Here is a 12,604-nt window from a genome sequence, read left to right on the forward strand (position 1 = left end):
TTGAATGACTATGTTACGCACTAACCCCTGATCAGTGGACAAGTCTCCCGGTGTAACATTGTGACGCAACACGCGAGGTAATAAAGCAAAGCGATCCTACGATTACTGGCGTACCACCTCGCTTATATCCCCGAAATTCTGGGGCAAAAACGAGTCACCGCAGTGTCGAAAGGAACCCCTCCACACCATGTCTACGAACAACCAGAACTCCGTCGTTGGCTCGGACCGCGTCAAGCGCGGCATGGCCGAAATGCTCAAGGGCGGCGTCATCATGGACGTAGTCACCCCAGAGCAGGCACGCATCGCCGAAGATGCAGGTGCCGTGGCCGTCATGGCTCTGGAACGCGTTCCTGCGGATATCCGTGCCCAGGGTGGCGTCTCGCGCATGAGCGACCCGGATATGATCGATGGCATCATCGCCGAGGTGTCCATCCCGGTGATGGCCAAGGCTCGTATTGGCCACTTTGTCGAGGCGCAGATCCTGCAGTCCCTCGGCGTCGACTACATTGATGAGTCCGAGGTCCTTTCGCCAGCAGACTACGAGAACCACATCGATAAGTGGCCTTTCACCGTTCCATTCGTTTGCGGCGCCACCAACCTCGGTGAGGCATTGCGTCGCATCAACGAAGGTGCCGCGATGATCCGCTCGAAGGGCGAAGCCGGCACCGGCGATGTTTCGAACGCCACCGGGCACATGCGCAAGATCCGTGCAGAGATCGCCAAGCTGGCCGCACTGCCGGAAGATGAGCTGTACGTGGCTGCCAAGGAGCTACAGGCACCGTATGAGCTGGTCAAGGAAATCGCGCAGACCGGCAAGCTGCCGGTAGTGCTGTTCACCGCGGGCGGCATTGCCACCCCGGCCGATGCAGCAATGATGATGCAGCTGGGCGCCGATGGCGTCTTCGTCGGCTCGGGCATCTTCAAGTCCGGCAATCCAGTGCAGCGCGCCGAGGCCATCGTGAAGGCGACGACCTTCTTCGACAACCCGGACGAGCTGGCCAAGATCTCCCGCGGTCTGGGCGAAGCCATGGTCGGCATCAACGTCGCCGACGTGCCGGTACCTCACCGCCTTTCGGAGCGCGGCTGGTAAAAACTGAAATACAAGACAAATCGGGCCCACGTCAGCGGGAATTCGGTGGCGTGGGTCCTTGTTTTTCATAGTTGTTCAGAGGCCGATGCTGTGGTCTAAGATAGGTATCCGTCGATGCTGCGGTTTGGTGATGGTATGTCTTTAAAGAAATTTATGCGTCGGTTGGTGAAACTCGTGTGCTACCTGTGAGCAAGGGGCAACTGCGGCCTCCTGCGAGACGTCGACGTGAATTGACCTTTTGAGCATTTTCACCGATCCAATACATGTCTGTATAACGTCAATCTCACGCAACGCTGATCAGATGCGTCACATCAGACTGGGAAGTCGTTTTGGTTCTCGACAGTTGCCAGTCGGACAAAGGCCGCTATTTTCTCCGATTCCGCGAGGGCAAGCCGGCGACTCGCAGGCCGAGACATACTTCTCGACATACTTCTTCACTATGGGGCGGTATATATACAGAAGTGGGACGAGTTTCGAAGGCCTGTACGTCAATGTGAACGTAAAATCGGGTTACTTTGATCGGAGTCTAAATGTCTATGGGCTTGCGGGAAGTCCCTGCAAGCGCTGTGGCACGCTAATCGTAAGGGAAAAGTTCATGAACCGCTCCAGCCATTTTTGCCCGGTCTGCCAGCGAAAACGGTAGTTGAGCGTAAACGCAGAGCTGAATCGGGAGTTTATTCGGGAAGCCGTTGTGCGGCCACTCCCTCGCCCTGCTGTATGTCAATGCGTATACCGTCGGTCTTTCATCGCAACTGCTGCCGGGAACTCATGCGATCGTTCGCTCGGCACCCTCTGGGGCTGATTGATCAGTTGCGGTCGTAGAGGTTGCTACTAGTCTGTAGTGTCTTCGTCCGGAAAGTGGAGTCGCTCCCGTTCCTGCGGTGAACTTCAGTTCGAAATCTTCATCGTGCGTCATGCCTATCAGATCAATTGGCGGCACGTACATTTCCCAGAGGTCAGCCTTCACGAGAGCGTTCAGCTTCGCAGGGTTGTCGTACAGGACAAGAACGTCGAGATCGCTGGGACTTATTGAGTATAGAGCTGAGCCGAACAGGCGCAGCTCAAGGCTTCCGATCTGCTCAGCCGCACGGCATAGCTCGCCGAGTACCGGCCAGCGCTCAGATGGTTGCATGTCTGATGCCTTCGATGAAGTCGGGGAGGAGGAGGAGTCGTACCCCCTCCTGCTGAGCGATTTCGGTGACAACAGTGCTGAAGCCGCTCGCATTGGGGTTCGTGATCACCACCGCGTCTGGCCGAAAAGTTGGATGCGTATTCAACACTTGACGTAGCTCAGACACCGGAAATTCATAGCGATCGTGCGTGATGATCTTTAGTAATGTCCGACCGTTATTTCGCTCGATGCCCCATGCCGAGAGCCCTATCCGATGGATCTTTCGCACCGCGGGTAGCCTGCTGATGCGGGACCGCAGATATCTCTCCTTCGGATGCTGGTAGCGACTCATTTCGCCTTGTTCTTCGAGCGCTCGGACCACGTTTCCAAAGGTGTCGATCTGAATGCTGCGCTCAGAAGCCGCGGTGAAAACAGCTTCATCTGCCGGCCGTCGTATGAGGAGAACTGCATCGACTGCCGGATAGTCGCCGGTGACCACGTTCAGTTGAGGAACACCGAATACTTCCTGCATAGGCTCGGGGACGACGATAACCGCCGGCCGGGGGCGTGAGCTCGTCGACACAGCGAGCGCGTCGCTTCCAACGGGCTCGGCAGTGAGCCCGTCATTCGCGAGCTTTTCCCGCACCCAGTCACGAATATTCAAGAAGCGTCCTCCATCATATTGTCGAACCCTTCAGGGAATCTGAGGGTGCCGGCCGCCCAATTATCATTGAGGTGCCGGTCCGCTAGTTGCTGCGCGTGCAGTTCGAACTGACTTGCCAAGGTAAGTTCGTCAGCCGTCAGGAGACGGCTGTTCGCTTGCAGAAAGGCGACGATCCTTGCGTTGTTCGGGACAATATTGCGCTTCACCAGCTCCTTCCACATCCACGCACGGTCTTCGTCGTGCAAGTCTTCGATAGGGCCGTACGCTTGGAATGCCTGATGGTTCGCGTCTAGAAGCCTTGCGAGGTACGCGCGAGCCTCGACGCGGTTCTCGAACGTGGGAATGCCGAACGCAGTCTCCCTCGCATTCTGGCTGGTGCGCTTCCAGCTTCGCAGCAGCGCCACGGGGAAATCGTCGGGGGCGCGGTCAATCATAGTGTGGCATGTCGGGCAGAGAAGCAGAATGTTGGCAGCGTTAGCTCGCGCAATTTCGTCCAGATATGGCTCATCGTCGCCGCGTGGTCCGTCAGCGCTCGCGGGGATGATGTGAGCCCTTTCAGCGACAACATCACCATTTACGATGGCGTGCAAGTCGCGTCGACATTGCGGGTTCTGACAGTGACCCCCGGACTCAGATAAGAGATATCTTCGCGTGGATTCGCTAATGTTTGCTCGTTTTAATGGTCGATTGGGTGCGCGCGCAGGCCGGATGCCCGGAGTAGCGTCATTTAGATGCGGTTTCATGGTTTCATTTTATAGGTCTGCTTTGTGCGGGTGAGCATCTTGTCTGAGCCAGCATTCATCAGCTCGACATCGCCGAAGCGGTAGGTCTCGTATCCGGCGAGCCAGAGATTGCGGTCCTCGGCGACCATCGCGCTGTAAAGTGCGGGACTCGCAGTGTCACCGTTCGCGTAGTGCTGCTTCCCGTCTACTTCCAGCACGACGCGATGCCTGTTGGAGAATAAGATGATGAAGTCCATCCGCTGCCGTGCTAGCGGAATCCCGCTCTGGCCGGCAGTAGTGTGTACTCTGATCGGCCTCTGAGCGTGTTCGGTCTCACGGAACAGCCGCGTCCGCGCTGTTTGACTCCGATCGTGCGCGAGGAGTTCATAAACCGTTCGAGCCACTTCTGCCCGAGTTGCCAGAAGAGATTCTAGCTGCGAGGGCATCGGTGTGCTTAGGGGCGCTAAGAGCCTCCGCCTCCCGCTGAGTCCCGCGGTGGAAGGATTGAGAATTACCGGGCGTCAAGTCACCGATCATGGTTCTGGCGGAATCGGATCCTGATTGCTGTCTCACAATCGGCGTAACCAGCCAGTGATCGCTTTCCACATCGATCGGCGTGGGACGTTCAGTGGATTCGTCGACGGCGGAGTCATAGGGTGAAGGTTCGTTGGGGGAGCAAGTTCGTGAGGAACTGACCCGGTGACTGGTTTGGTATCGGTGTTAGCTGTTGCTGCGGAAGAGCCGAGGGCAACGTCAGGAATCTCGCTCGGTGATTCAACCGATGGTGTTTCTGAGTCCGGAGATGTACCTTGCTCCTCCTTGCCTTTGACCTCCGCGGATGAGCCGGTCCCTTGCCGATGTTCAGTTTCGGCGACCCTTTCCGTGTTCGAAACTAGGGCCGAGTCCTTGCCGGTGGTCTGCGTCGCGTCGCGTCGGCGATCCGTTAGCATGGACTCGACACGTGCGAGGTCGTCACGCAGGACCCACACCTTCGCCGGCACTACGCGAGCATCCCTCTTGCGGAAAACGAATGTGTTCGTTAATATTCGGTCGCCGGCGATGATTTCGCCGAGTATGGTTGCCAGTGAACGCGACGTCCTGACCAGCGCGCCGCGGTCGGGGTCGAATACCGCGATCGAGCCACTGGCAAAGAGGCGAGCCGTGCGCTCCTGCGTGATGTCCTCCCAAGGACACTGGGATTCGTAGTGGTTGTCTATGTTTTTGACTGCTACGTAAATGCCGCCGTGCTTGAATACTTGGTTATCGAATGCACTGTGTTTTTTCGATTTTGGCGTCTTAGACGGCAGCCAGGGGAACAACCAGATTGTGGTAGTAGCTCCCGCCAAGGCGCGCTGCTCCGTTCGCTGCTGGAAGTCGGTATCCCAGCGTTGGTATTCAAGAGCGATGTTCACGTCCGGAAGGAAGACGTCCGCTCGTGTCGGCGCGTGTTCCAGGACAGCTTGGGCACCAAGGCTCTGCACGATCTTGAGCAGTCGCCCTTTATTCCATAAGTGCTCGTTACCTTCTGGCCCTCCGCCTCCTTCCAGAGTCGATGGATCCTGCTCCAGCTCGCCGGGCTCCACTGGCATGTCTACCAGGTTATGCGAGCAACCTCCGGAGCGGACTGCGAGGAAGCGCAGCCCCCTCTTGTTCATGCGCTTGGCCATAAGCAGGGTTTCGCAGGACTCCACGAGGCACTTTATCCGGATCTCAGGGTTCTTGTAGACGAGCTCCCAGTCGGCTTGAAAGTTGACGCAGATCTCGACTGGTCCGTCGCCGTCGGACGGGTTCATTAGAAGCCCTCGGACTTTCACCCGCTGCGTTCGGTGAGAGGCATGTTTCTCTTTTTGCTCCTGTTTGCCGGCCTTTCGAGAACTGACGTGCTGTTTCTCACGGGAAGTCGTGTGGAGCTGGTTACGTCCTGGCGCTTTTGAGTCCATATTTCACTTCTACCGTTCCCTTCCGACAATATGGACGCCAGCCCGACGGGGCCGTGTTCGCTGTCAGCGGTGCATCGGTCCGATTGCTCATGGGTGGAAGAGATTGCTTCGATCAGCCCTGAAACCGAGCAAGGACTGAGCGCGGTGCAGTAGACCAGCGCGGACACGTCCTGCATCTGCCCTCGATGCCGGAGGCTGTTGTATGGGCTCGTTCAGGCTTGGCCGGCACTTTTCGATGTTGAGCCGTTCTGGTATGACGTCCAGAGTGCTGTGGAAGAAAGTCAGCTTGCGAAAATCATCATTTAAGATATTGATCGCACGACACAAAGGCCTAGTTGAAGTCATAGTGCGTGAATCATGTGGCATACTAAAGTTATGATTGGGTCGACTGTCGGCTCATAACTGGGTTACAGGAGGCTCTGATGGTTCCAGATTCACCTGCCGACGCGCTCGGCCGGTACGCAGACACGGTCCGCGAAGTAGTGACCAATTTGGTGCGCAGAAGGCACGGCTATGCCGCTGATGCGCACCAGGCAGCGCACACGCGGAACACGCGTGGTTACTCGACTCTGTGGCAGGACCTCTTGATCGATGTTCAAGAGGCGTTTCAGAGCCGTGGGCACGATCTCCACCGGCTGGCCCCAGCCGGACATAAGGTGCCTATCGTCAACGATTGCATCCTCTATGTTTGGCGCGTGCCGGCCACGAGCGATCCGGCCCACTTCGCCACGAGCCCGACCAAGATGAGCTGCTTCGGCGCGCCGCTGCCAGATCCAGCACTGTTCGGGCCTGACTTCTCGGGAGTGGGGGATTCTTCGACCGATGATCTGACCGCACAGTCTGATTCGTTCGGCGATCTCGAAGCCGTACTGAGCTCGATGGAAGGCATGATGCCGGTTGTGCTCGTGATGGTAAACTCGTCGCCACGACAGCTTCAGTCCATCGAGTGGGCAGTCGCCGAGCTCGACCTCGAGTCAGAGGAAGTCCGTCTCCGCGGGGAGGCCACCATCTGGCAGCCTGAGCACGTGGCTGAGCCTGATTCGTCCGAGGTGGAATCCTTCGACAGCGGTGCTCCTGTGATTCCTGTCCTCGAGCCACGGGAGCAGGAGAGGCCGCAGTTCGATGCATGACGACACGCCGGGTCTGTTCGAGATGCCCGGCCATCGGCAGGTACTTGGCCGCTTCGAGCCGGCGCGGCTTACCCAGGCAAGGGTGAAGGCCGCGATGAGCAAGACACAGCTCGCGGGGCGGGCAGGCGTTTCAGCGGCGGCGATCGGTCAGTACGAGGCAGGAGTAAACGCACCTCGCGCTGATGTTCTCGAGCGCTTGGCCGACGCATTGGATGTCCGTCCGGAATTCTTCGGCGTGGGACGGCCAATGGCGCGATTCGAGACGGTCAACGCGCACTTCCGCAGTTTGCGCTCAGCACGTGTGAGTGATCGACAGAAGGCATTGGCGACGGCGACCATGGTCTGGGAGCTGACATTCGCCCTGGAGCGCTATGTGAGGCTTCCAGACGTCGACCTGCCCGAGATCAGGCCGGGGATGAGCCCGGCAGTGGCAGCCGCCCGGCTTCGGAGCCACTGGGGTCTGCCGGACGGGCCGATCAAGCATCTGGTCGCGACCGCCGAGTCGCACGGGATCGTGGTGTCGGTGCGCCCGGACGGAGAAATCGACGATGTCGACGCCTTCTCCGCGGTGATCGTGGACCGCCCCGTCCTCCTGACGACGCCCCGCCGGAGCGGGAAGGTGTTCCCGCACCGATTCTCCGTCGCCCACGAGATTGGCCACATCCTGCTGCATGGAGACACCGACGAGTACAGTGCCGGAATCGAAAAGGAGGCCGACGAGTTCGCCGCAGCTTTCCTCACGCCTGCGTCCGCGATGGATTCATTCCTTCCTCAGCGCCTTGACCTCGTGGCCCTCGACAGGCTGGGCCGGACGTGGGGAGTCTCCCCGCATTCTCTGGTGCGAAGGATGGTTGAGCGAGGTCGAACCACCGAGTCGTCGGCGCGCAGGGCCTACCAGCGCCTGGCGGTGACCGAGGACCCGAACACCGACCCGACGACCGCGTACCCCGGCGAGATGCCCACACTGTTGAAGAAGGCGGCGGAAATCGCAGCCGACCACGGAGGCAGTGTTGCGGTGTTGGCTGAGCATCTTAAGATCGGCCCTCGGCAGGTGCGTGAGTTGCTCGGTGAGCCCGACCAGCGTCCGATGCTCCGCCTCGTGGTTGGCGAATGAGCGATTCAACGGATAGTCTCGTCGCATTACCTAGTTGAGCCTGGGGTGAGCCACACGTGCAAGTGGGGAGGGAGCAGACCGGGCCTCACCTGAAGATGTCGACGGGCTACATGCCGGAGGTCGCTATGGTCGATGCCAGCCTCTACTGCGCTGATCGGGGTTCGACGTACCTGACAAACCTGTTCCTCGCATAAAGGAAGTCTGCGATTCACTCAACTTCGAACTGGTCACTGTATGATCGAGCCACCGATGGAGCTATGCCCGTTAACGTGAGAACAGCCCCTGGGTCAACGAGATCACGGGGTTGTTCTCATCCGTCCGTCTTTCGCTCGCATCAAAAACACGCTAAGCGATCCGGGAAATTAGTGGAGACTACGGACTTCTGCGTTTCAAGGACTCGTGACCAATGTGGCCAGGCGTCCCCGTCGCCACGGAACGAGGGATATCAGACGAGCGCGGCTGGCCGAACCCTAGCGACACCGCTGTCTTCAGCGGAACTTGAGCGCGCAGATCAATAGGATTTTCTGCGCGATCGGAACTGCTGCGATAACTACGGCGGCGAGCATGAGTTGAAGGCTGTTTGAAGCGGTCAGTACTCCGGAGCCGGTAATCGCTGTTGACCCAAGATTTAGTGTACGGGTGTTGATCGCCTGCGGTAGTACGTAAGCAATAGGTCGCAGAGCCGTCGAAGTCATGGCTGCCACGCCGATCACGCAGCCCTCCAGGTGCAGCGACTGAACAGCCTAACATCTACATCAGTGGCTGGGTGGCGATTAAAGGGAGTGTTGCGACGACTATGATCACGCCGGATGCGGCGAACTACCATGGAAACGCACCGTTCAATTGCAGGATCAGCACTCCGGCAGTGGCCCAGACGAGGAGCGCGATCTGTATGAGGAGCGCCGGCACCATGATGACGGTCAGTTTGGCGAGCACTAGTGCGTGGAACAAGGCCTATTGTGATCAACTTACCTGACCGCCGAGGTAACTAGTCATATGCATACGAGATGCTAAATCTGTAGACTTGCGTCGGAACAGGTTACTTAATTGTTGGAGGTGTGTATGCTCATCCGGTTCGAGGTCGAGAACTTCCGATCTATACGCGAGTCCGCGGAGCTCTCGATGGTGGCGGTCGACGAAGACCGAGCTGAGGCACGTCGCCATGAACGTATCCGAGCATCGCTTGTCCCTGCTGCCGGCATCTTTGGCCCGAATGCTTCGGGCAAGTCGAATATGCTCTCTGCACTCATGTGGTTACGTAATGCAGTTGCTGATTCTTTACGAGGCTGGGAAGAATCAATTCCTGTCGAACCATTCGCTTTTGGCGAGGCTGCATCAGAAGACATGTCCTTCATACTGGATATGGAGATCGACGGTGTTCGTTATGAGTACTTATTAGACATTGGTGCGCAGCGCGTCTCCTACGAGGCGTTGTTCCACTATCCGGAGGGACGCCAACGACGAGTCTTCGAACGTGATGGGGAGCAGCTCGAGATCCAGCGTGGCCTCGGACGACTTAGCGGAGCACGCGCACTTCTCACAGAACGGACGCTTGCTCTCTCTGCAATGCGCAAATTTGACGTGTATGAAGTCAGCGCATTCGTTGATGCTGTGGTCGGTATCCAAGTTCTTGGTAAGCCGCTCCGGGGCTCCACCAATTTCGGCTACCGCGCGACACTGAGATTGTTTGCTGCCGGCCAGCAAGAACAGCCTGCACTATTCGAAGTCGAATCTCACTCGACGCGTGAGGAAGCTCTTGCGATGTTGAAGCTAGCTGACCTCGGTATCACCGATGTCGAGATTGACGAAGTATCCAGAGGCACTCGAGACAGCACAAGTTCTAATTGGACGCGTAAGGAGCCGATGCTTGTGCACGAGTCCAAAGGCGAACGTAAGACTTTTGACTATCGCAATGAATCAATCGGTACTCGCGCGTGGTTTGAATTGATTGGTCCGGTATTAGCTGCGCTCAAGAATGGTCGTATTGCTTTATTCGACGAGATTGACGCAAGCTTGCACCCGGTCCTCACATCACAGCTGGTGCGTATGTTCGAGTCTACATCTTCGAACCCGCGTGGTGCTCAGTTGATCTTTACGACGCACGACACCAACCTGCTAAACGATTTGAATCGTGACGAGATTTGGTTGACGGAGAAGAATGCGGATGGTGAAACTAGTTTTGCAGCTCTAGCCGAATACTCTGGCGCTAGGGTCCGGCGGACTTCGAACGTTGAAGCGCAGTACCTCAGCGGGAGGTTCGGTGCCCTCCCCGACGTTAGCCAGCCCGCGGTGTTGCGCGCGCTGGGTTTGATCGCATGAGCGCGCGCAATCGCGGAAAGAAGACCAATAAGCCACTCACCCGTGTTCAGGGAACGCGTCAGGCGAATGCGACCTTTCGAATTTATGCGGAAGGCGAAGTGACGGAGGTTGACTATGTCCACGCGCTACTAAATCACCCCGATATTGCGAACGGCTCGGCTGTCGAAATTGTGATTGAGGAGTCGGGAGCCACGCCTTACACGCTGGTACAACGTGCTCGAGATGACAAGAAGCGTGGAATTGGAGACATCGACCATTTCTGGTGTGTGTTCGATGTCGAGAGTCCTCCGGAAAAACGTGACAAGCATTTAAGTGCCGCAATTGATACCGCGCGTGCAAACGACATAGGGCTTGCTGTAAGCAATCCATGCTTCGAGCTGTGGTTGATCCTGCACTTCGAAAGTGCGACTGCTCACCTTACTACTAATGAAGCGATCCGTCGACGCAGAGAATTGGACGCGTCAACGGGCAAAGAAGTCGATGAAGACCGATATATGGACCAACTTACTCAAGCGATGCGTCGTGCCGAGAAGCTCGACAGCAAACATAAAGACGACGACACTCAATTCCCCGAGAATAACCCATCATCAACGATGTATAAACTCGTCCACCAGTTAATGAAAGAGGCGAGTGACAGCAAATTGTCGGTATAAAAAGTATTAGGTTGGGCGTCGACGCCCCTTTTTGGAGCAATTGATCTAGTCCAGCGATTTTGATTTCCCGGAGTTTGCCGCTGTTCGACTATGGGGGTGCGTTATCGGATAGGCGGCTCTTCAGTTTGTCGTGCATCATTGGTCTTTGAACCTTATAGAGACGCGAACTTACTGTACAGCACCTGGATAGCATGTTTCCCTTTTGCATCAGTTGAGACGAAGGTGTGGCAGGGATCTAATCTGGATGAGAAAATAGTTTCGACGCAAAATCTGTCAGGCACGATTTCCTATACTCCGTCAGCTCGTTGTGCTCCCACGAGCGCCTAGATACGAAATTTCTTGGAAACGAGTGAAATCGCGCGACATCACCATCGCCGTTATCGCAACCGATGCCGGTACAGTTAGCTTGGATGACAGCGCGGCGCATGAGGTCTACGGCATAGTAGATCTCGTCTGAGCGGTGGAGACTGTCCCTCGGAAGTCTCCAGTTTTTCATTATTTCTTTTGTGTGAAGTCAGGCAACTTCCCGAATCGTCTCAACATTTTGGGCGCGATGGGTCCTGTAGACTCTGGCCCCTGCTGTGCACGAGAAGTTCATGAATTTTTCGAGCAACTTTTGTCTGGTCTGCTATTCAAAACGCTGTCTCAGGGAATGCATATGACATGCGGACGGCTGGGTACTCTTTAGCAGCAGTTCATACGGTGGTGTAGCCCTGCGAACACTTATCAGGTAAGCCTCTGGCCTTGACGCGGCCGAGTAGTTGCCCCTCAATCTTAGCGTTGCCGATGTGCCGGTGCCGCACCGCCTTTCGGAGCACGGATGGTAGGAACTGCGCTGAGTAGCTGATGACGAGGCCGAAGAAGTGGACAGATCAGTCCATTTCTCCGGCCTCGCTGCTTCTGTGCTGCCGGTAGTGCTGCCGGGGCCCGATACGGCAAGAGACTGCGATCTAGCCTTTGCCGCCAAGTGTTCTTTTCAACCAGCGTGAATCAACTAATTCCAGGTGGTGCGTTTACGAGCAGCAATCCGTCTCCGGCCCCGCCCAACCAGATTCGCTGCCTGGAATCGCGAGTACCATGGCGCAACCCGATCACTTACTGCTCGACCGGAGCCTGCACGCTATCCGCGGCCGGTCGGACTCCGGAGCCGGCGGGACTTCGGATGGCGACCTGCTAGTGGCGCAGCTCTGGAGCAGGCATGCCGGTAGCGAAGTGCACCCCGGAGCCACGAGCAATTTTCCTGTGGCAGACTATGTGCCATGAGCGAGATTATCTTCGATGCCGCGGTCACTCTCAATGGATACTTGGCCGACGAGAACCATAGCCTGCAATGGCTCTTTGACGTTCCGGGGTCCCATGAACCTGATAAGGAACTATTGCCCAAAAACGTTGGTGTGCATGTCGAAGGCGCGAACACCTATATGTGGATGATCGAGAATGAACAGCTCATGGAAAATCCGCAAAAGTGGCATGAGTACTATCCGGGGGTCAAGACCTATGTCTTCACTTCGAGAGAGTTGCCCATTCCAGAAGGGGCTGATGTGCAGCTGGTGAACGGGCCCGTTGCGCAGTTCTTGCCGGTAATTCGTGACAGCGCGGGGGAGAAGAATGTTTGGGTACTTGGCGGCGGTGAACTGCTGGGGCAATTCCTGGATGTCGATGCCCTAGATGTCTTGGCATTGACTGTGGCCCCGGCCGCACTATCGTCTGGTGCGCCCGTATTGCCACGAACTATTTCCAGCGAGCGCCTCGAACTGGTTGAAGCGCGACAAGCCGGACCGTTCGCCCGGCTTGTCTATCGAGTCGTCAAATCGCGGTAAGGCCATTCGAGAAAGCTCAGCCGGTCACGGAACGTCCGGTG

Annotated in this window: 12 protein-coding genes and 2 pseudogenes; 8 read left to right on the forward strand and 6 right to left on the reverse strand. The window is 57.0% G+C overall.

The genetic code is table 11. The features are described 5' to 3' along the window. The first annotated feature begins 187 nt into the window (after positions 1-187). Together pdxS and ACP3TE_RS15955 are read left to right on the forward strand one after the other, a co-directional pair. A complete protein-coding gene (gene pdxS / locus ACP3TE_RS15950) occupies positions 188-1,090 on the forward strand; it encodes a pyridoxal 5'-phosphate synthase lyase subunit PdxS (protein ID WP_105658267.1) in 903 nt (300 codons plus the stop codon). Between the two features lie 460 nt (positions 1,091-1,550). After that, positions 1,551-1,733 (forward strand): annotated as a pseudogene (locus tag ACP3TE_RS15955) (zinc finger domain-containing protein); the annotation flags it as partial. A 123-nt stretch (positions 1,734-1,856) separates the two neighbouring features. On the opposite strand, the gene ACP3TE_RS15960 reads toward ACP3TE_RS15955, so the two are convergent. The 5 genes and pseudogenes from ACP3TE_RS15960 to ACP3TE_RS15980 all read right to left on the reverse strand — a co-directional run bounded on the left by ACP3TE_RS15960 (position 1,857) and on the right by ACP3TE_RS15980 (position 3,844). Next, positions 1,857-2,222: a hypothetical protein gene (locus tag ACP3TE_RS15960; RefSeq protein ID WP_426734206.1), complete on the reverse strand. Its 366-nt coding sequence runs from the start codon at positions 2,220-2,222 to the stop codon at positions 1,857-1,859. After that, positions 2,209-2,865, reverse strand: coding sequence for a hypothetical protein (locus tag ACP3TE_RS15965; RefSeq protein ID WP_426734208.1), 657 nt, complete (start codon positions 2,863-2,865; stop codon positions 2,209-2,211). Before ACP3TE_RS15965 ends, ACP3TE_RS15960 begins: the two co-directional genes overlap by 14 nt. Next, positions 2,862-3,299, reverse strand: coding sequence for a hypothetical protein (locus ACP3TE_RS15970; protein WP_426736266.1), 438 nt, complete (start codon positions 3,297-3,299; stop codon positions 2,862-2,864). Before ACP3TE_RS15970 ends, ACP3TE_RS15965 begins: the two co-directional genes overlap by 4 nt. Continuing rightward, a pseudogene (locus ACP3TE_RS15975) lies at positions 3,300-3,608 on the reverse strand (hypothetical protein); the annotation flags it as partial. Next, on the reverse strand, positions 3,605-3,844 hold the full coding sequence (locus tag ACP3TE_RS15980; protein WP_426734210.1) for a hypothetical protein: 240 nt from the start codon (positions 3,842-3,844) through the stop codon (positions 3,605-3,607). The pseudogene ACP3TE_RS15975 and the gene ACP3TE_RS15980, both read right to left, overlap by 4 nt. A 66-nt stretch (positions 3,845-3,910) precedes the next feature. Between ACP3TE_RS15980 and ACP3TE_RS15985 the strand changes: the two genes are divergently transcribed. Beyond that, positions 3,911-4,021, forward strand: coding sequence for a zinc finger domain-containing protein (locus tag ACP3TE_RS15985; RefSeq protein ID WP_426734213.1), 111 nt, complete (start codon positions 3,911-3,913; stop codon positions 4,019-4,021). 135 nt (positions 4,022-4,156) lie between these two features. On the opposite strand, the gene ACP3TE_RS15990 is transcribed toward ACP3TE_RS15985, so the two are convergent. Further along, positions 4,157-5,527 carry a hypothetical protein gene (locus ACP3TE_RS15990; protein ID WP_426734216.1) on the reverse strand — a complete coding sequence of 457 codons (1,371 nt, stop codon included), beginning with the start codon at positions 5,525-5,527 and terminating at the stop codon, positions 4,157-4,159. A 422-nt stretch (positions 5,528-5,949) separates the two neighbouring features. Here ACP3TE_RS15990 and ACP3TE_RS15995 point away from each other — a divergent pair, with 422 nt between their 5' ends. The 5 genes from ACP3TE_RS15995 (at position 5,950) to ACP3TE_RS16015 (ending at position 12,563) form a co-directional block, all read left to right on the forward strand. Next, entirely contained in the window at positions 5,950-6,657 is a 708-nt protein-coding gene (locus tag ACP3TE_RS15995; RefSeq protein ID WP_426734218.1) for a hypothetical protein, read from the forward strand. Further along, positions 6,650-7,771: a helix-turn-helix domain-containing protein gene (locus ACP3TE_RS16000; RefSeq protein ID WP_426734220.1), complete on the forward strand. Its 1,122-nt coding sequence runs from the start codon at positions 6,650-6,652 to the stop codon at positions 7,769-7,771. The genes ACP3TE_RS15995 and ACP3TE_RS16000 overlap by 8 nt, the downstream gene beginning before the upstream one ends. 1,062 nt (positions 7,772-8,833) lie before the next feature. Beyond that, positions 8,834-10,090 carry an AAA family ATPase gene (locus tag ACP3TE_RS16005; protein WP_426734223.1) on the forward strand — a complete coding sequence of 419 codons (1,257 nt, stop codon included), beginning with the start codon at positions 8,834-8,836 and terminating at the stop codon, positions 10,088-10,090. Beyond that, positions 10,087-10,743 carry an RloB family protein gene (locus tag ACP3TE_RS16010; protein ID WP_426734226.1) on the forward strand — a complete coding sequence of 219 codons (657 nt, stop codon included), beginning with the start codon at positions 10,087-10,089 and terminating at the stop codon, positions 10,741-10,743. The genes ACP3TE_RS16005 and ACP3TE_RS16010 overlap by 4 nt, the downstream gene beginning before the upstream one ends. A 1,259-nt stretch (positions 10,744-12,002) precedes the next feature. Continuing rightward, a complete protein-coding gene (locus tag ACP3TE_RS16015; protein WP_426734229.1) occupies positions 12,003-12,563 on the forward strand; it encodes a dihydrofolate reductase family protein in 561 nt (186 codons plus the stop codon). The last annotated feature ends 41 nt before the right edge of the window (positions 12,564-12,604 follow it).

The sequence above is a fragment of the Glutamicibacter sp. 2E12 genome, from assembly GCF_050030965.1.
Classification (GTDB): Bacteria; Actinomycetota; Actinomycetes; order Actinomycetales; family Micrococcaceae; genus Glutamicibacter.